The 20,159-nt window shown below is 37.2% G+C and carries 19 protein-coding genes and 2 tRNA genes; 8 read left to right on the top strand and 13 right to left on the bottom strand.

The genetic code is table 11. The annotated features are described in order from the left end of the window. Positions 1-2 precede the first annotated feature (2 nt). The 7 genes from rpsI (at position 3) to frr (ending at position 6,150) form a co-directional block, all read left to right on the top strand. Complete coding sequence (gene rpsI / locus ASE74_RS20565; protein ID WP_055913282.1) at positions 3-389, top strand: 30S ribosomal protein S9; 387 nt, start codon at positions 3-5, stop codon at positions 387-389. A gap of 18 nt (positions 390-407) precedes the next feature. After that, the gene (rpsB, locus tag ASE74_RS20570) at positions 408-1,268 is read left to right on the top strand and encodes a 30S ribosomal protein S2 (protein ID WP_055913285.1); all 861 of its coding nucleotides are present in this window, start codon (positions 408-410) and stop codon (positions 1,266-1,268) included. 129 nt (positions 1,269-1,397) lie between these two features. Then, entirely contained in the window at positions 1,398-2,243 is an 846-nt protein-coding gene (tsf, locus tag ASE74_RS20575) for a translation elongation factor Ts (RefSeq protein ID WP_055913288.1), read from the top strand. Between the two features lie 358 nt (positions 2,244-2,601). Beyond that, positions 2,602-3,693 (top strand): N-acetylglucosamine-6-phosphate deacetylase, encoded by a 1,092-nt coding sequence (gene nagA, locus ASE74_RS20580; protein WP_055913291.1) that lies wholly within the window; start codon positions 2,602-2,604, stop codon positions 3,691-3,693. 11 nt (positions 3,694-3,704) lie between these two features. Then, positions 3,705-4,667, top strand: a complete 963-nt coding sequence (locus ASE74_RS20585; protein WP_055913294.1) for an MBL fold metallo-hydrolase — start codon at positions 3,705-3,707, stop codon at positions 4,665-4,667. Positions 4,668-4,842: 175 nt separating this feature from the next. Continuing rightward, positions 4,843-5,547, top strand: a complete 705-nt coding sequence (pyrH, locus tag ASE74_RS20590; protein ID WP_055913297.1) for a UMP kinase — start codon at positions 4,843-4,845, stop codon at positions 5,545-5,547. 39 nt (positions 5,548-5,586) lie between these two features. Further along, positions 5,587-6,150, top strand: coding sequence for a ribosome recycling factor (gene frr, locus ASE74_RS20595; RefSeq protein ID WP_055913300.1), 564 nt, complete (start codon positions 5,587-5,589; stop codon positions 6,148-6,150). 53 nt (positions 6,151-6,203) lie between these two features. On the opposite strand, the gene ASE74_RS20600 is transcribed toward frr, so the two are convergent. The 3 genes from ASE74_RS20600 to ASE74_RS24840 form a co-directional block, all read right to left on the bottom strand. Next, on the bottom strand, positions 6,204-7,220 hold the full coding sequence (locus ASE74_RS20600; RefSeq protein ID WP_055913369.1) for a LacI family DNA-binding transcriptional regulator: 1,017 nt from the start codon (positions 7,218-7,220) through the stop codon (positions 6,204-6,206). Positions 7,221-7,370: 150 nt separating this feature from the next. Next, positions 7,371-7,515 (bottom strand) — tRNA-Asp (locus tag ASE74_RS24835). 70 nt (positions 7,516-7,585) lie between these two features. After that, positions 7,586-7,702: transfer RNA gene (locus ASE74_RS24840), tRNA-Asp, on the bottom strand. 156 nt (positions 7,703-7,858) lie between these two features. On the opposite strand from ASE74_RS24840, the gene ASE74_RS20605 reads away from it, so the two are divergent. After that, complete coding sequence (locus ASE74_RS20605; protein ID WP_055913303.1) at positions 7,859-8,335, top strand: Lrp/AsnC ligand binding domain-containing protein; 477 nt, start codon at positions 7,859-7,861, stop codon at positions 8,333-8,335. Between the two features lie 158 nt (positions 8,336-8,493). On the opposite strand, the gene ASE74_RS20610 is transcribed toward ASE74_RS20605, so the two are convergent. The 10 genes from ASE74_RS20610 to ASE74_RS20650 all read right to left on the bottom strand — a co-directional run bounded on the left by ASE74_RS20610 (position 8,494) and on the right by ASE74_RS20650 (position 19,948). Further along, positions 8,494-9,000, bottom strand: a complete 507-nt coding sequence (locus ASE74_RS20610) for a PIN domain-containing protein (protein WP_082458876.1) — start codon at positions 8,998-9,000, stop codon at positions 8,494-8,496. Continuing rightward, positions 8,990-9,445, bottom strand: a complete 456-nt coding sequence (locus ASE74_RS20615) for a helix-turn-helix domain-containing protein (protein ID WP_055913306.1) — start codon at positions 9,443-9,445, stop codon at positions 8,990-8,992. The genes ASE74_RS20610 and ASE74_RS20615 overlap by 11 nt, the downstream gene beginning before the upstream one ends. A gap of 366 nt (positions 9,446-9,811) precedes the next feature. Further along, on the bottom strand, positions 9,812-10,927 hold the full coding sequence (locus ASE74_RS20620) for an FAD-dependent monooxygenase (protein WP_055913309.1): 1,116 nt from the start codon (positions 10,925-10,927) through the stop codon (positions 9,812-9,814). 81 nt (positions 10,928-11,008) lie between these two features. Beyond that, positions 11,009-11,884 (bottom strand): AraC family transcriptional regulator, encoded by an 876-nt coding sequence (locus ASE74_RS20625; RefSeq protein ID WP_235526181.1) that lies wholly within the window; start codon positions 11,882-11,884, stop codon positions 11,009-11,011. 96 nt (positions 11,885-11,980) lie between these two features. Beyond that, positions 11,981-12,706, bottom strand: coding sequence for a hypothetical protein (locus tag ASE74_RS20630; protein ID WP_055913312.1), 726 nt, complete (start codon positions 12,704-12,706; stop codon positions 11,981-11,983). A 55-nt stretch (positions 12,707-12,761) separates the two neighbouring features. Continuing rightward, positions 12,762-12,938, bottom strand: a complete 177-nt coding sequence (locus tag ASE74_RS24845; RefSeq protein ID WP_157255493.1) for a hypothetical protein — start codon at positions 12,936-12,938, stop codon at positions 12,762-12,764. Positions 12,939-14,198: 1,260 nt separating this feature from the next. Continuing rightward, entirely contained in the window at positions 14,199-14,342 is a 144-nt protein-coding gene (locus tag ASE74_RS25560) for an Arm DNA-binding domain-containing protein (protein ID WP_369800205.1), read from the bottom strand. A gap of 401 nt (positions 14,343-14,743) precedes the next feature. After that, a complete protein-coding gene (feoB, locus tag ASE74_RS20640) occupies positions 14,744-16,852 on the bottom strand; it encodes a ferrous iron transport protein B (RefSeq protein WP_082458877.1) in 2,109 nt (702 codons plus the stop codon). Between the two features lie 11 nt (positions 16,853-16,863). Further along, positions 16,864-17,079, bottom strand: a complete 216-nt coding sequence (locus ASE74_RS20645) for a FeoA family protein (protein WP_055913318.1) — start codon at positions 17,077-17,079, stop codon at positions 16,864-16,866. Positions 17,080-17,176: 97 nt separating this feature from the next. Continuing rightward, positions 17,177-19,948, bottom strand: a complete 2,772-nt coding sequence (locus tag ASE74_RS20650; protein WP_055913321.1) for an outer membrane beta-barrel family protein — start codon at positions 19,946-19,948, stop codon at positions 17,177-17,179. Positions 19,949-20,159: the final 211 nt, after the last annotated feature.

Here is a 20,159-nt window from a genome sequence, read left to right on the forward strand (position 1 = left end):
AAATGTCAGTTACTAACACTTCAGGAAGAAGAAAAACAGCTGTTGCACGTATCTACTTAAAAGATGGTGCTGGCGCAATTACCGTTAACGGTAAAGATCACAAAGTATATTTCCCTACTTTACCTTTACAATATATCGTAAACCAAAGTTTAGAGGTTTCTGAACTTACAGGTCGTTATGATATCACTGTAAATGTTCAAGGCGGTGGAGTAAAAGGACAAGCAGAAGCTGTTCGTTTGGCTATTGCTAAAGCGATTGTTGAACTAGATGCGGAGAAAAAACCTGCATTACGTGCTAAAGGCCTAATGACGCGTGATATGCGTATGGTTGAGCGTAAGAAACCAGGACGTGCAAAAGCGCGTAAGAAATTCCAATTCAGTAAACGTTAATCACAGGAGGCAAAGACAATGGCAAGAACAACTTATCAAGACTTATTGGATGCAGGTGTACACTTTGGTCACCTTACCCGTAAATGGAATCCAAAAATGGCTCCTTACATTTTCATGGAGCGTAATGGAATTCACATTATAGATTTAAATAAAACTTTAACTAAAACTGAAGAAGCTGCGGCTGCGATTAAACAAATCGTAAAATCAGGACGTAAAGTATTATTCGTTTCTACTAAGAAACAAGCTAAAGGAATCGTAGCTGAACAAGCTAAAAAAGTAAACATGCCTTTCGTAACCGAGCGTTGGTTAGGTGGTATGTTAACCAACTTTGCTACTGTTCGTAAGTCAATCAAAAAGATGTCTAACATCGATAAAATGACTAAAGACGGTACTTATGCGATTTTATCTAAAAAAGAGCGTTTAATGATTCAACGTGAGCGTATTAAATTAGAATCACTTTTAGGTGGTATTGCTGATTTAAACCGTTTACCTGCAGCTTTATTCTTAATTGATGTTAAGAAAGAGCACATTGCAGTAACTGAAGCGTTAAAATTAAACATCCCAACTTTTGCGATGGTTGATACCAACTCTGATCCTTCTAACATCGATTTCCCTATTCCGGCGAATGATGATGCTACAAAATCAATCTCTTTAATTACTGATGTAATTATCAAAGCTATTGAAGAAGGTTTAGATGAGCGTAAACGCGAGAAAGATGATGAAGCTGAAAAAGAAGCAGTAGCAGCGAAAGTTGCAGCTGATGCTCCGGAAGCAAAAGAGCCAAGAGCAGCTGGTGAAAAAAGACCAACTACTAAAAAAGCTACTGCTGAGGCAGAAGTTGAAGCTCCTTCATCAGAAGAAACTAAAACAGAAGAATAGTAATATTTTTTAATTGCAGGTTACTGGTTTCAGGTTTTAAGTTGGCTTAACATGAGTTTAACTTAGCGCTTGTAACTTGTAACCTGTAATTGTTATAACAAGATTGTAAACTTTAAAAAAGGAAATAAAATGTCTACAGTACAAATTACTGCCGCAGATGTAAATAAACTACGCCAACAAACTGGCGCTGGTATGATGGATTGCAAAAAAGCTTTAGTTGAAGCTAATGGCGATTTCGAAGCAGCAGTTGATTTATTGCGCAAAAAAGGTCAAAAAGTATCTGCCGCTCGTTCTGGTAATGCTACATCTGAAGGTTTGGTATCAATCAATGTTTCAGCAGATGGCACAAATGGTAAATTAGTTGCTTTAGCTTGCGAAACTGAACCAGTTTCTAAAGTTGAAGATTTCCGTAATTTAGCTCAGGCAGTTTTAGCTGCAGCAGTTGCAAACAATCCTGCTACTGCAGAAGAATTATCAGCGATTACTTTGGAAGACGGACGTACAGTTGCTGAAACTATTACAGAACTAACCGGTAAAATCGGAGAGAAAATTGTTATCCAGGATTATGCAAATATTTCTGGTGAGAAAATCGTTTCATATATCCACTCTAATGGTAAAATGGGCGTTTTGGTAGTATTTGAAGGCACTAATGGTGTAGATATTACTGAAGCTGGTAAAGATGTTGCAATGCAAATTGCTGCAATGAACCCGGTTGCTGTTGATAAAGATGGTGTTGATCCTGCTACTATCCAACGTGAAATTGAAATTGCTAAAGATGTAATCCGTCAGGAAGGTAAACCAGAAGAAATGGTGGAGAAAATTGCTGCAGGTAAATTGAATAAATTCTACAAAGACAGTACTTTATTAAACCAGGAGTTTGTTAAAGACAGTTCATTAGATGTTCGTAAATTCTTAGATAATACATCTAAAGGATTAACTGTAACTGCATTCAAACGCGTACAATTAGGTGCATAAGCACTAAAAAACATATTAAAAAAGCTCCAAGAAATTGGAGCTTTTTTTTGCATTATATTCCAATAATTCAGGTCATCACGACTGAAACGGAGCGAAATAAAGAGATCTATAGCAAAAGATTCCGTCAGTTCCGCTTTTTAAGGCGGCATAAACATCATTCCTTTCTTAATTTCCTAGACCGTAGTCATTGCTAAAAAACGAAGCAATCTTGAAACTTCGCTCATATCATGCATACGGTCAATTCATTCGGAAAATAACTTTCCCACGATGAATTGAGAAGCTTTGCCTTATCAACCAAATATTTAGCTACATTATTTAACTTTGGCCATGTAAGCTTAAATTTACTCAAACGTTTAATATGTCTAAAGTAATAACCAATGTATCCTACTTTAAGGATAACGATCTGAAAAAGAATCAGACCATCACTATTGAAGGATCTTTGATTTCAGATATAAAAGATTCCGATCATACAGCAACAAGTGATTTTTTAGTAATTCCCGGGTGTATCGACTTACAGATTTACGGCTCGGGCGGCAGGCTGTTTTCTGCTGATCCAACTGTAGAATCATTGACAATAATGGAAGACGATCTGCTGAGAAAAGGAACAACGGGATTTCTGGCCTGCATGGCCACCAATTCTGCAGAAGTTTTTAACAAATGTATCAGCGCAGCAAAAGAACATCGTTCCACTGCCAAAAATTGCCTTGGATTACACTTAGAAGGTCCGTTTTTAAACCCAAAACGTTTAGGGGCACATGTGCCCGGGTATGTACGTAAAGCTTCTCTGGATGAAATTAAAAAACTGATGGATTTTGGAGATGGCGTGATCAAAATGATGACAATCGCTCCCGAGCTTCAGGATGATGCCGTTATTGAATATTTATTGGATAGCGGAGTTGTTGTTTCATTGGGCCATAGCAATGCAACATTTGATGAGGCAACCGCGGCTTACAATAAAGGTATCCAAACCACTACCCATCTTTTTAATGCCATGAGTCCCATCCACCACCGCGAACCAGGCATCCCTACCGCCGTTTTTAACCATGATAAAGCAATGGCAAGCATTATTGCCGATGGAAAACATGTAGATTTTGAAGTAGTAAAATTTGCTCAGAAACTATTAAAAGAGCGTTTATTCCTCATCACTGATGCAGTAACTGCCTGCGCTACAGGGCCATACCAGCATATCGAAAAAGACAATAAATATGTTATGCCCAACGGAACACTTTCAGGATCATCACTAACCATGTTAACAGCCATTAAAAACTGTGTAACATATTGTGGAATCAGTTTAAACGATGCGGTACAAATGGCAACAACTTATCCTGCAAAACTGATCGGAATAGAAAACCTTACAGCAAGCATCGAAATTGGTGACCAGGCCACCTTTTTAATACTTGATGATATGCTAAACCTCAAAGAAGTAATCTTTAAAGGAGAAACGATATAATCAATAGCCATATGTTTAGAAAAATCTTTTCCCTGTTCCTTTTTTTATCAGTTTGCTGCATTACTTCCTGGGCACAAAAGAAAAACAATTCTTTTACCGTTATACCCCTTGGAGTTAAGGGCGGTGATGATGAAAGCAATTTATCGGCTTACATGGTCGCTCCAACAGGTGATCAGAATTACATCTGTTTAGATGCCGGCACTATCAATGCCGGTATTCAAAAAGCAATAGCGCTCAAAACATTAAAGGGAGTGAGTGAAGAAATTCAGCGCAAACAGCTTAAGGGATATTTAATTTCACATGCACATTTAGATCATGTTTCAGGCCTGATCATCAATTCACCAGCAGATACCGCTAAAAAGATTTATGGCTTACCTTCAGTATTGAATATATTAAGAGATAAATACTTTACCTGGGATGCCTGGGCTAATTTTGCAAATGAAGGTGAAAAACCACAATTAAAAAAGTACACTTACACCCCTATACTTGAGGGCGAAACCTATCCGCTTGATGGAACAGCAATGAAAGTAAGGGCATTTGAGTTAAGCCATGGCAATCCTTATAAAAGTACGGCTTTTCTGGTCAGTAATAACGATAGTTATGTTTTGTACCTGGGAGATACCGGAGCAGATGAGATTGAAAAATCAGATAAACTTTCCAATCTGTGGCAAGCAATAGCCCCACTAATTAACGCAGGTACTTTAAAAGCAATTTTTTTGGAGGTTTCTTTTCCAAATGAGCAACCTGAAAAGCAACTGTTCGGGCACCTTACGCCAAAGCTTTTTTATAGTGAGCTGTCAAAACTCGAAAGTTTTACCAATAAGGAAGCCTTTAAAAAGGTATCTTTTATTGTTACCCATACTAAACCACCACAGCACACAGCCGAAAAGGTAAGGCAGCAATTAATTTCAGGAAATGCAACAAGAATAAAACTAATCTTTCCGCAGCAGGGGAAAGCCTTAATTATCAACTAAAATAGATATTAAGCCTTCTATAGCATATTATCAGCCATAAAAGTGGCGCAATATTGCGAGCTATATTTTTACTTATTGCTCTTTTTTATTAAAATCAGTATTTCTATTTAAATATTTACATCAATTGTTAAAAAGCATAGCTAGGTATTAAAAAATTGTTAATATTTTTGAGGTCATGAAATACAAACGCATCCTACTTAAACTTAGCGGGGAATCGCTAATGGGCGACAAACAATATGGAATTGATAATGAACGCGTTAAACAATATGCGGAAGATATCAAAGCTGTACACGACAAAGGTTTAGAAATCGCAATCGTGATTGGTGGAGGAAATATTTTTAGAGGCCTAAGCGCTGAAAAAAGTGGGATGGATAGAGCACAGGCTGATTACATGGGCATGTTGGCCACCGTAATCAACTCTATGGCTTTACAGGATGCCCTTGAAAAAGTTGGTATTAAAACCCGTTTGCTTACTGCAATAAAAATGGAACAGATTTGTGAACCGTTTATCCGCAGAAGAGCAGTCCGTCACCTCGAAAAGGGCCGTGTGGTTATTTTTGGTGCCGGAACAGGAAATCCATATTTCACTACCGATTCTGCAGCAGCTTTGCGTGCGATTGAAATTAAAGCAGATGTTGTATTAAAAGGAACCCGTGTAGATGGCATTTACACTGCAGATCCTGAAAAAGATCCTTTGGCTACAAAGTACGGAGAAATTTCTTTCAGAGAAGTTTACGACAAAGGACTTAATGTAATGGACATGACGGCTTTTACCCTTTGTGAGGAAAACCAAGTACCAATTATTGTGTTTGATATGAATAAACATGGTAATTTCATGAAAATCGCCAATGGCGAACCTATCGGAACGCTTGTTAAATAAGGAATAAAAAATATTATTTTTGTAGAAATACACACAATTATGAACGACCTCATACAATTACAATTAATGGATGCTCAATCTGCAATGGATAGGGCTATCGATCATTGTGAATCTGAATTAACTAAAATCAGGGCTGGCAAAGCATCAGCTGGGATGTTGGATGGTATTTATGTTGATTATTATGGTGCATCAACCGCATTATCACAAGTATCCAGTATCAACACACCTGATGCCAGAACAATTGTAATCCAACCTTGGGAAAAATCACTTTTAACTCCAATCGAAAAAGCAATACAGGTAGCCAATATCGGTATCAATCCACAGAATGATGGTATTGTAATCCGTTTGGTGGTTCCACCACTAACTGAGGAGCGTAGAAGGGATTTGGTGAAAAAAGTTAAAGAAGAGGCAGAAAGAGGCCGCGTTACGGTTCGTAACATCCGTAAAGATGCCAATACTAAAATTCAAAAGTTAAAAGGCGAAAGTGTTTCTGATGATGAAATTAAAACAGGTGAGGCTGAAGTACAAAAATTAACCGATGCTTATATAGTTAAAGTTGATAAACACGCTGAAGCTAAAGAAAAAGATATCATGACAGTTTAATCTGTTCAAAATATGATCTTCAAAGGGAATGGATATAAAATCTATTCCCTTTTTTATTTCTTTAAGCTTGAGCCCCTGATGTTTAATATGGTTGGCAATGATACCTGAGCATTCTCAACAGGTTTTGCAGTTTTTTTAAGTTTGTTCAACAGAATTTTCATAACGTTTTCTGCAATGGCTTCCAAGGGCTGGGCAATGGCGGTAACAGGCGGTTCGCAAAACTCAAGAATCTCGAAGTCATCAAAAGAAACAACCGCCAGGTCTTTATGAATTTTAATACCCAACTTCCTAAAAGTTCTTAAACCATCCAGGCAAATGTAATTGGCAGCAAAAATCACTGCATCAAGCTGATTTTCTGCTTTAAAGAATTTCACCATTTCCTCAATCGATGCTGAAGAATTGACATAGCTGATTTTCTTAACAATTGGAGACAGGCTGTAAGCTTCAATTGCGGCCTCATAACCTGTTAAACGATCTACCATTTGCTGCTGAACGGTATCGATCGTTACAAAACCGATTTTTTTGTAGCCATTTTCAATCAGGTGTTCGGTTGCCTGGTAGGTACTGTTTTTATTGTCGATTATTACGTAATCGGTTTTTACATCCTGTACATAGCGATCAAATAAAACAACCGGCGCATCTGTTTGAATGAGTTTTTTAACTTCATCCTCAAGGCCTTCCGGCAAAGCCATAATATAACCATCCACGTGCCTGTCTTTAAAAATCTGCAGCAATTCGATTGCTTTTTCAGTGTCGTTACGTGTGCTGCTAAAAAGAATTTTATAGCCTAAGCTAGAGGCAATCTCGTCGATTCTGCGTGCTATGCCTGCAAAAAAAGGTTCCGAAATATCATCAACCAAAAAACCGATAATTTTTGTTTTACCCGTTCTTAAACTTGTGGCAAGGGCATTAGGCTGGTAATTTAATTCGGCAACAAGATCCAAAACTTTTTTGGTAAGCGATTCGCTAATATTTTTTTCTCTTGCCTTTCCATTAATTACGAATGAGACTGTAGTAATGGAAATATTTAATTGTTTGGCTATATCTTTAATTGAAACGCGTTTCTTCATCACAGGCATTACACGGGTATAATATTAATTATTCTGGTAATATAACAATATATCCATAAAGATGTAATGATTTTATAAATAGCCTCAAAAAGAAAAAGAGCAACCTATCCAGGATTGCTCGATTAACTAACTTATTATTCATAAAAAATGCTGTTGGGGAAGGAGTCGAACCTTCAAGGGGTAGTTAGCTACAGTTCAAAAAATTAATTTGTGGTCAACCCAATAAACTGCGTTTGTCCCATTATTCCCCACCACCGAGACAAGGAGGCGTGTCTGCCAATTTCACCACCCAACATTTTAATAGTTAACAGTTTCCAATTTTAGTTTTTAGTATTATACTAATTACTGTAAATTGCCAACTGCACTGGCTGTAGGGGAAGGAATCGAACCTTCAAGGAGTGGTTAGTACCGAAACCGGTATATTCCCATTATTCTCCGCCACCGAGACAAGGAGGTGTGTCTGCCTGTTTCACCACCCTACATTATGTTCTGCAATTGTGAAAGAACGTTCCCTTTTTGTTAATTGCTTGATACAAATGTAAAGGATCAACCGATACCTTGCAAATATTTTAAACAATTAATTTTATTTTTATAATATTGATAAATATTCGTAAATTCGCTTATCATAATTCAAAAATATGCTTAAAAAAGACAATACCAATTTAGAAATTGACAACCTTGATATCGATATATTGAAGCAGTTGATGCAGGATGCCACTAAACCCTATACAGAAATAGCAAAAGATCTGATTGTTTCTGGCGGTACCATACATGTACGTATGAAGAAATTGCAGGAAATGGGTATTATCAAAGGCTCACACTTAATTATCGATCCACAGAAGGCTGGCTACGATATATGTGCTTTTTTGGGTATCTACCTCGAAAAAGGAATCCAATATAAGGATGCCGTAGCACAACTAAGCAAAATTAAGGAGGTGGTAGAATTGCATTATACTACCGGAGCTTATAGTATGTTCGCCAAAATTATTTGCAGGGATACAAACCATTTAAGGCATGTTTTAAATGAAGAAATTCAGGCTGTAAACGGCATTCAGCGTACAGAAACTTTGATTTCATTAGAAGAAAGCATTAAAAGACAGATAGAATTGGGTTAAAGCATAAAGACTAAGGTTAAAAAGACTAAAGCAAAAAGATTTCATCTAAGAACACGAAGCTTAAATGATCTCATATGCCTTATATGGTAAAACGCTATTGGTTATTCTTAATAATCAGGAAATGAACGCTGAGTGGGATTTCGGGAACAGTAGTCCCGTTATTTGCTATAGTCCCGATGAATCATGATTTGGAGGGGCTCAAGGCAGCTGCCGCTATACTTTTGAATGGTCTGAAAAACAGGGGAGCTTACAATATCAGTTAAAAAATAGTCTGAACTTTTCACTTTTAAACCAAAAGAATCTAGGTATTCTTCCGGGAAGTCTTTTAGATTATTAGTTACGATAACATTAGCATTTGTTCTAATAGCTGCTGCAAGCACATGACGGTCGTCTTCATCTGGTAACCTTAAATCTGCGATTAGGCCATCGTAGTTATGTACCAGAGCATCTGGAAATGCCTGAGTTGCTCTGCTTACACGTTTCAATGCTTCATTTTCACTAATTCCTTTTCTAACCATTACTCTTTTCCATTCGTCAAAAATATTTTGACTCCATTTCGGCGTATAAAGTTCATAATGAGCAAACCAAAATAACAAATCTCTGATTTCAATGGGAAAGATGACATTGGTATCTAGAACTGCTTTAAATCTAACACTATGAATCATACAATCCGTTTTCTTCGTCAAAGGTCATTATGTCAATAAGGTTTTGCTTTTGGTCCTTTTTCATCTTCTGTTTATAGCTTACTACATCCTCAAATTTAATCCTACGATGTTTTCCTACCTTTACGAATTGGATTCGACCTTCTTCCAACAGCTTGATTAAGTAGGGCCTAGAACATCCTAAGATTTCGGCTGCTTTTTGAGTGGTAACTTCAGTTGCAATAGGAACTATTGAAATTGGCTTACCTTCACTCATCGCTTTTAAAATATCACTTAAAAATTCAAGTGCTCTAGAAGGGATTTTAATTTTCTCTTTGCTTTCTTCGATCTCTATTTCAGTTTCTTCTCCATTGATATGTGATAGAATAGATAGTACTGCAGGATATGATTCACGTGCAACTCTTTGTTCCGATTTCGAGGGTTTACGACGTTGTTCAATAGTGTTCATAATTATTTTTTATGCAAATAAAAGAAATATATGAAATATTCGAAATATTCGAAATGTAATAAATGTGTTACATTTGTGTTCGATTTTTTATAATATGCGTTTTATGATACATTTTTCTCTTTGCCATAATCTGTGCAGGTAACTTACATTTGAAAGAAAGATAAATAGTAGGGGATGAATACTTTCGTTTTTGGAGACAATATTTCGTAGATGTAGTGGTTAAGCCTTGCAGATTGCAGAAATTCAAGCCAACCTACAGTATTAATTATAATTTGAAGAATGAACCTGAACGCTATTTATCAAAACATTTTGTATTTATCCCCCGTATTGATGACCATATGGGTGTACTATTGCTCTGTAGTGACTTTAAAAGCTAATACCTTCAGCATATTGTTTATAAACAGCTTCTTCATTTCGCGGAAGTAAGGCCTCTAGATTTCCAATTACACCTTCCTGTACTTCTTCTATAAATGGGCGTAAATTTTTATGATAAGTTGCAAAAGCCAACTCAAGATTATGATTGTTTTCTGCAAACGCATCTGCTAAAGCTGTCGCCCCGATGATGGCCAGCGAACCTCCCATACCTGCTGCTGGAGAAGCACAATATCCTGCGTCCCCAACTAATGCTACTCTGCCTTTTGTCCATGAGGGCATTTTTATCTGGCAAAACTTATCAAAGTAAAATGAATCTGAATTCAATAATTCTTTTTTTAATTCAGATGCTCTCCAACTCATACCTTGCATCTGGTCAAATACGATCTTTTTTATTTGCTCCTGGCTTCGGAAATCATAAGATATTTCTTTTTCTGGCCGGAAAGTAAATACAATGTCTGTTTTACCGTTGTATGCATTTAGCATAAAAGATTTATTTGGCTCAGCATATATTTGCAAGGTCCTTTCTTTAATGAGCAATTTGTTGACAATAGCAATAGAGAAATATTGTCCTAAAAAAGTGGTATACTTTTCTTCGCTCCCAAACCAAATTCTCCTTACTGCCGAGTGTATACCATCGCAACCGAATATGTAGTCAAATTGATGTCGGGAGCCGTCTTTAAAGATTGCCTCCACAGAATCTTTCATTTCATTTAAAGCCGTAATACTGTTGTCGAAAATAAATGTCACATCATCTTTAACTGCTTCATACATCATTTTCAGTAACACATCACGTTCTATTTCAAACTCATCATCTGGCATTTTTTCACCGGGATTTCTCAATAACATTGAGTATCCCGTTAAATCTTTATCATTTTTAAATTCCCATTTTTCTAATGCTAATCTATTCGCTTTTATCTTCTCGAAGAGACCCATTCTTTTTACAATCTCAACAGTTTGGTCTTTTATATCTACTGGTGTTCCTCCTTTTTTTAGAGATTGACCAACTTCCACGATAGTCACATTATAGCCCATTTTATTCATCCAGTAGGCAGTTGTGAGTCCTGCAAAACTTGAACCTGATATGAGCACACTTTTATTTAGTTCCATTCTTAACTCTTTTAAATTTGATAATGCAAAACTATCTTTTAGAGTGAGATTGGGAAAGGACTAATGGTGGCATCTATTGGACTATTCGTACTTTTGCTGACGGAAAGTTAATGCGGTCATGCCGGTAATTTTTGTAAATAGCCTGGAAAAATAGGGATAGTCTTCATAGCCCAATTCGTATGCAATTTCCTTTACTGATTTATCAGAATGGTATAGTAGGCGCTTGGCTTCCAAAATAATTCTATCTTGAATCTGTTGGGAGACGGATAAGCCTGTGGCACTTTTTATGCTTTCATTTAGATAATGAGTAGAAATATTCAGCAGTTGGGCATACGTGGATGGCCGTTTTAAAATGACGTAATTTTTTTCCAGATGTTGCTTAAAATTCTTCGCGATTATTTCAAATCGTGGAAGGGTGTTTTCTGCATTATTATGATTTAAAAATTCTGAAATGAGTAAGGCAACCAGCGTATTTGAACTGTCTTTTAATAGTAATTGATATAATTTATTGCTTTTTTGCTTAGAAAAATTTAGACAAAGGGAAAAACTGGTAAAAATGTTTATATGCTGAGGTTTATTTAATAGCAATGGCCTAGATGGTGAGATTTCTTCCAAAAAATCCAGGTAATCAGGATTTAGTTTCTCCTTATTCATTGATAAGGCACAGACTGTTATATCCGTAAAGGATAGGATACGGTGTACTTGATTGGGGTGCATGTATACAATTGTAGGTGATGTGATTATATACTTTTGAAAATCTATCTCAATATGAACGGTGCCTTTTTGAATGAAATGGAATGTATATCCTGAATCTCTATGCGATTCTGTTGCCAACTCGTATAGTTCTCCTGTATTAAAGTCAGAATTTCTAAAACTGATTTTGTCTATAGAAATGCCTTGTCCCAAATCATCCATCATTAAGTTTGTAGGTATATATTTTCTGCTTTTTTTTGGCATCTAATCTCCGTTTTATTGTTAGATAATTTTAAGTTTATGGGTTGGTTATTAGGGTTGTATATCAGGAGCTATTTATGAAAGAAATAGTCAAATTTATCATTTAAGGCCAAGGATTTCTTTGGCTTCGGTTTGTTTAGATCTAGACAGAAATCTTTTATCATAGAGAATAATTAAGGCCTTCGAATCCAATTCAGGCAGATTTGGCAAAATCTTTGGATCGGAAGAATTAAAGAATCGCCTGCCTAGAGCAGAGGATTCTAGGAATTTAGTATTTGGGTGGCATAAAAGACCTAATGTATGCATTAATTCATGTTGAATTGTTATCTCGATGTTTAAATTAGTCTGGTCTGTTTTTATAAAAATATCCGATTTTTTGGGAGTGTTATCCAAATTGTACTCGCTTCGTGTAAATCCTCTCCATAAGTACGCATCCTTCGCTAAGTTATTGAAAGCGACAGTGGTGGTGGGCTTATAAAAAGTAATATCTCCATGTCCCTCGGTAAGCCTCATTTGCGGAAGATTTTTTAGTGAGGAAATATAGTCCATTGTTTTTTTGATAAAATCTTGTTCTGAAGGTTCAAATTTGGATCCTAATGCATAAGTGATATTTCCTTTTACCCATTTGTGGTTAACACCTTTGTCATATGCAGTTTCAACGAAATAAAGTTTCTGATTCTTTGTGAATTTAATTGCAAACTTTTTATCTAGCTGTCTATCGCTTTTGCAAGAGTGCAAAAAAAGAAAAAGGCAGATTAGAATACCTAATTTTTTATAGCTATTAAATATGTAGATAAAATGAAATTGATTCCGCTTAGTTACCATTGAATATCAAACATATTAAATTTCATTGATTTTTGTTTATTGAACGTTTCGTTTTTTAAGCCACTCCCTTAATTTCTATAATGGTTTTGAGCTTGGCGAAGGTGGCGATTTTCGCCACAACTATTGATGTGGAGAACCAAACTTTAATATCCGAAATTGTAGCTGCGGGACTGAACCGCCACTTTGCCAGACCCGTGTTACCTCCCGTATTTTTATTTAGTAAGTACTTCAATTTTGTCTTTGTTTGATATTGCTACTTGTTTTGTCTTGCGATTGAAAGCGATTTTTGGCAAATTGTCAAGATGATTTATTATTGAAGATACTTGATGGCCAGTAAAAATGTCTTCCAATTTTTCTTCAGCTTGTCCAGTTTGATAGTTTACAATTTTTGGATGGTCAAATAAGTCCCAAGCGTATTTTTCATCAATTGCTGTACGGCATTACGTTTTTTCAAAAATTTGTTTTGCCGCGGGACGCGAAATTTCCGATAGATAGCCTTTTCAGAACAATAGAAAACGAATTGAAGGCTAAGAAAAAAATAATTATCTCACTTCCGTCAAACGCGGGCTGGCATATGTTTATTATCAGTGAACAAACTCCAGATGGAGAATTTGTTTCAAACAGCAAACTTGGAAGCCATAAATTGATACTCAGAAACTCTAAAGAAATTGTGAGAAATTCTAATGGTACGGAAATTATGACTTACAGCATTCGTTTGTAGCGAAGACCTTTACAAGCTGGTTTTTTGTACTTAATGATATTTTGCCGTGCCGAATAGATTTTTTCCTCTCATAATGGAATGATCAGATCTGTCATGTTGTCATATATGCGCATATATGAATATTCCTATATCTAAATATTCATATAACTGGATATGTAGAAATGCGGGCAGACATTAAATTGGCATTGATGGGAAATCCCTACAATTGTTGAATCATATGTCAATGGCATCAGAAAAAGTGCCAAAATCCCTCTCGCCCGGGATCTGAAACCATTTGGGACGACCAAAAAATTAACGCACTTCTGAGTGATTCCCTGCGCACCAAATGCTCGACATTTTTTAATATTTAGCTGTAACATACCCTCAAAATTTAGGGAAGAAGCTAAAGTGTGCAACAGATTTCATTACAAACTGTGCACCCCAGTTTTTACCATCCGGCTCTGATGGCTTAATCCCCATTTACGGATTACAATAGAGCATTGTATTTCAGTCTCAAATTATGGGAAGAAAACAATGCGAAAAACCATAGTAGGTGTATCTCCAGTCAAATCCGGGAAATAGAACATATACTTCTAGGCTCTTTCTTCCCAGATAAGAAAACAAGTCAGCTTTACCTATAAAGCGGTTTTTAACCGTTTCTGCCGTAACGGTTTCGTTCGCTATCGTCATCACCTGTTGAAGTTCCTGAGCCTTGGACTGCAACTTATCCAGGTAAGCATTTAGAACCCTGATATCCTCTTTAGTACCTGAAGCCCGCCCAGCCTGTGCGTTTCAGCCATTCGGATCACAGGACTTACCTGTTAAGGTTTCTGCCGGTCTACCATCGACCGTAAACCTCAAATAGATGGTTACGGGACCGTTTTTGTAAGCGGAGCGCTTTTTTAAATAAAAAATCAGATTCATGTTTGTTCTCATGACAAATGGTTAAAGTGAAACAATATTGTTAATTCTGTCACTTACACTCAAGATGTTTGATGATTGAACTAGCTTATAAACAATTGTTTAAGCTACAATTGGTGAGCATTGATATCATTAAATGTGCTCGCCGAATTGCTCACCTTTTTCTTGCGAAAAATGAATAATTTGGTATTTCCAGAAAACGAAAAAGCCCGTAAACATTTAATTTACACCTTTTTAGTTAAATTAAAACTATTTTCGCGGAATGGAGTGAACACGAACCCGATTTTCCGGGTGAAGTAAAACGGAGCAGGAGGAAACTTAATATTGCACAGATATTGTTCTGGTTATCATTTAGAAAAAGACCCTTCTACTAGCCTTAGACTGACAAAATAAGAGTGATGAATTTTAACTCCAATTTATTTTAATAACTGATAAGCAATCAGCGCAGCAACGTAAGCCATGGCAGTCATATAAGCCAGCTGGATAACTGGCCACTTCCAGCCCTTTGTTTCACGGTAAACAATCGCAACCGTACTCATGCACTGCATTGCAAAAGCATAAAAAAGCATTAATGAAATACCTGTGGCAAAAGTATATACAGGTAAACCGGTAAGGCTATTTTTTGAGGCCGACATACGCGTCCTGATTGTACCAGTATCTTCGTCACCCCCATCTACACTGTAAATGGTAGCCATGGTACCTACAAATGCTTCACGTGCAGCAAAAGAGGTAATTAAGCCTATCCCAATCTTCCAATCGTAACCCAAAGGGCGGATTACAGGCTCAATCGCATGACCAAGAATACCTACATAAGAGTTTTCTAACTTCTCGGTAGCAACCAAAGTTTTAATGTGATCGGTATTTTTTGTAGTGTCAGCTAAAGCCGTTTCATATTTTTTATCAATGGACTCAAAACGGTTTCCCGGTCCGAAAGAAGCCATCACCCAAAGAATAATTGAAATGGCTATAATAACTTTACCGGCTTCGAAAACAAAGGTTTTCGATTTCTCATACATCGTGTAAAAAACATTTTTCCATCTGGGCATGCGATAAATAGGCAACTCCATGATAAAATAAGACCTTTCTTTGGTTTTGATGATGAATTTCATCACCCATGCAACCAAAACCGCAGCAAAAATGCCAACAAGGTACATCACCATCAGTGCCAAACCTTGCATATTAAAAATGCCTAACACGGTTTTGGATGGAATAATCAAGGAAATTATTAAAATATATACCGGGAGCCTTGCCGAACAGCTTACCAATGGGGTAACCATGATGGTAATCATCCTATCTTTCCAGTTTTCAATGTTCCTTGCCGCCATAATAGATGGCACAGCACAGGCTAAACCACCGATCATCGGCACTACCGATTTTCCGTTAAGGCCTACCTTACTCATAATTTTATCCATCATAAAGGTAACCCGGGCCATATAACCGGTATCTTCTAAAATGGAAATAAAAGCAAAGAGAATTGCAATTTGAGGGATAAAAACAAAAATACCTCCTAAGCCGGCAATTACGCCATCAAGAAGTAAATCGGTAAGCATACCGGCAGGCAAATACTCATGACCAATACTTGTGATAAAACCAAAACCGGTTTCAATCCAATCCATCGGATAAGATGACCATGCAAATATGGCATTGAAAATTACAAAGAGGATGAACAGGAAAATTGCGAAACCCCATACCTTGTGTGTAAGGATAGCATCCAAACGATCACTGAAGGAAAATTTCTTTTCTACATTATTATCGACAACCACTCCAGACAAGATTGTACTAAGGTGTTTATACCTGGCAATGGTTTCTGCAGCCTGAATTTTGGAAGATTCAAAGTGATGTGATTGCTCAATTTCCTCAATTTCTTCCTGTTCTTTTTCAGTAAAAAAAGTTAAGTATTCATGCTGGTGCAAAACCTGCAAAGCGTAATAATCGTTATCTGAGTTGAGTTTGGATTTAATCGCATTAATGGCTGCAGGAGCCAAAAAATTAACATCAACATCCTGAAACTGGGTGGCAATTTTATTGGTATTGGCAATGGCCTGCTTTAGCTTATCAATGCCGATATTATTTCTTGCAGAAATTGAAACAACCTGAATACCCAGTTTTTCGGCAAGCTTATCCAAATTAATTTCAATCCCCTGCTTGGTAGAAAGATCGATCATATTCAAGGCTAAAATCATTGGGATGCCCAAATCTGCAACCTGCGAATACAAAAGCATGTTACGTTTCAGGTTGGAGGCATCAGCAATCAGCACAATTACGTCGGGGTGGCTGCTGTTGTTTTTATCAGCAAGTACCTGAAAAACGATACTCTCGTCGCTACTTTTTGGATATAAACTATAAGTTCCGGGTAAATCTATAATTTCGGCTTCTTTACCTTCGGCAAGTTTTGTAAAACCTGTTTTCTTATCAACCGTAATCCCTGGAAAATTTCCTATTTTTTGATTTAACCCTGTTAAACGGTTAAATAATGTAGATTTACCTGTATTGGGATTACCAACTAACGCAACTTTAATATCCAAACCCAGCTTATTTATTGTATGATAATAACATCAGCTTCGCTTTTACGCAAACAAAGCTGATAGCCAGCAACACGAATGGCCATCGGATCGCCCAAAGGAGCAAAACGTTCTACCTCTACCACCTCGCCGGGCAAGCATCCCATCTCCATCAATTTTACAGACATGTCTAAATCTGTAAATGCTACAATTGTTCCTTTTTCCCCAACTTTTAGGTGTGACAGTTTCATGTGCTAAATTTGGCGCAAGTTAACCTTTCTTTAGATTTATTCCAAATAACGCGGCCTTAAGGACGGGATAAATTATGCAGGTTTACCCTGAGATGATTTAGTTCCGCTGCCTGCCACCACCAAAGCCACCGCCGCCATTACCACCACGGCCTCTACCGCCTTCTTCTCCACCTCTGATACGGTTTTTTCCGCCCATCCTGTTTAACGAATAGGTAAATGAAAACATAAAATAACGTTTCAATACATTATAACTCACATCCTGTATGGTATTGTTATTTGCCGTTCGGCTTATGCCTTGATTTTCGTTCAATAAATCGTTTACCGCAGCCTTAAAAGTTCCCCTGTTTTTAAAAAACTGTTTGCTGATATAAGAGTTAACCAATGTGAAATGCGTATCGAAGCCTTCCCCTCTTCCAGTATTCTGATTATAATCAGCATCTACAGCCCAGCGGATATCACCTGGAAATAAATAACTTACGCTTACATTCGGACTAAAGGTATAATAACGTGTATTGGAATTTGGCTGAACGGAATAAGTTGCACGGTTTACAGAGCCGCTTACTCCTGCGGTTAAATCGAGCTTATCTAAATTAGAAACCAAACGGTAACCATTGGTAATTGCCCAGCTGTTGGTTATATTTTTTAAGGAGTTGGTAAAGTTTACGTCTCTATCGTAGTTTCCGCTTACATTGACATGAAAATTAAGCTTGTTATCGGCCATAAGCGGCAAACTCAACGAAGAGGATATTGATCCTGAATAAACGCCGTTTACGTTAACCGGGGTAACGGCAAGCTTACCCTGATCTTCTCCACTCTGAATTAAGCTGCTGCTGTTTGCAATCCGATTGGTGGTTTGGGTAAGGTTTAAATTTACAAACAACGATCTGTTTTTGCCAACTGTGAAAGTATTAAAGGCTACCCTTAGGGTATTGTTAAATTCGGGCTTTAAATCGGGGTTACCCACAGGCACGCTCTGCGTATTGGTATTGTTCCTGATCGGCTGTAATTGTTGAATGGTTGGCTGGTTGGTACTGCCCCTGTAATTAAATACCAAACGTTTGCTGTTGCTGAAATTGTACCTGAACATTGCCGAAGGAGTATAATTAAATACGTTTTGCTTCAGCACAAATCCTTTACTGATGTTATTGTTGGTTCTATCGGTATTTTGAACGGCCATCCCTACATTCCAGTTGTATTTTTTAGCCATTTTATTAAAACTAAAACCGGCAGAATTGGTTAAAATTGTATTTTCGTACGCATTACTGAAGGTTTGATCCAATAAATCGTATTGCAGGGTAGCGGGATTAAAATTATAGGTAAAACGGTCGGATGTATTGTGATTATAACCATTTTGATAATTAAACTCCAGGCTCAGGGTCTTATCCAATGGCTCGGTATATACCAATCTTGTATTCTGATTAATGGATTCGCTCTCCTGATCGTTAAACTGATCGGTAGTTTTTAGCGTGCTAGTGCCGTTTTCTTTACGGGTTTCAGGGTTGGTATTGTAATTATCAGCATCATTATTGTTTATATTGGTATTAAAGTTAAGCGATAACGTTCTACCCCTGCGCATAAATTTTTTACGCAACAGGATATTATTGCTGATTGATGGTGCGGTATTGTGATTCCTCAACGATTGCGTTCCGGTGATCATGTAGCTGTTAAAATCGCGGGTATAGGTGCTATTGTTTAAGCTCTCATTATCGGTATAACTCAAATTTGGTTGTATACGGAGTGAGGTTAATGAATCAATCTTGGTATCTACCATAAAATTAAGTCGGTGATTTAACCGATCGGAGTTATTCACCTGATCGTTTTTAAAAACGGTGGTCTCATTTCCCAACAGATTTTGCCTTACACTGTTCGATACAATCAGGTTATCAGATTTATTGACAAAATAACTCAGGCTGATTTCCGTTTCATCGGCATATTCATCCGAAAAATTGAAACCTCCGGCTTTGGTATCGGTTATTCCACCCCTGCCACCGTTACTACCACCATTGCCGCCACCCAAACCGCCTCCAAAATTTTGTTTGTTCACATTATTAAACTGTGCAATAACACTCAATCGTTTATCCTGTTTAAAATGATTTATGTTTGCATTTACATCATAGCGGTCGTTAGAGCCATAACCAGCTGTGCTATTGCCGAAGTATCCGTTTTTCTTATCTTTTCTGGTAGTGATATTGATAATCTTGGTTCTAGAGCCATCATCAATGCCGGTAAACTGAGCCTGATCTGAAAGTTCATCAATGATCTGGATTTTATCAATCATATCTGCCGGCAGGTTCTTAGTGGCCAGCAGCGGATCATTGCCAAAAAATTCTTTTCCATCTACCCTAACCTTGGTAATGGTTTCGCCCTGCGCTTTAACTGTTCCCGCTTTATCCACTTCTACCCCGGGCAGCTTTTTCAACAAATCTTCTACCACCGCATTTTCTATTACCTTAAATGAACTTGCATTAAACTCTATGGTATCTTTTTTTACTACAATTGGCGGCACTTCAGCTTTTATATCAACTGTTTGAAGATCGATTGCACCCCCCTCTAAAACAATATCACTAAGTATTATGTCCAGTTTATCTGCTGAGATGGTAAAATCTTTGGTGGTGTTTTTTAAGCCCAAAAATGCAGCATACAATTTATAGCTACCGGGTTTTAAGCCTTTGAAAACAAATTTCCCATCTTCTGATGTACTTACTGCGCCAACCATGCTCGAATCGCTTAAGTTTTTAACTGCGATAGAGGCGTAATCAATCGGCTTTTTATCTTTTGATTGGATTATCCGGCCGCTTACTGAACCCGTTTTTTGAGCATAAACGTAAATAGATGATAAAATAAGGAGAAGCGTAAAAATCTGTTTCATTCGGTTAGTTTGGATTATAGCATAAAGACTATTGGCTTTTATAAAGGTTTATTTTGTTTAGGTAACATTTGAAATACATAAATGTCAATTATACATTTATTATGAAACCGATCGAGTAAGAAGCAGGGAATTAGTTTCCCTGCTGTCTCCTCACACCACCGTACGTACCGTTCGGTATACGGCGGTTTGTTAGAATAACTTCGTTTGGTGT

Source organism: Pedobacter sp. Leaf216 (assembly GCF_001421515.1).
GTDB lineage: Bacteria > Bacteroidota > Bacteroidia > Sphingobacteriales > Sphingobacteriaceae > Pedobacter.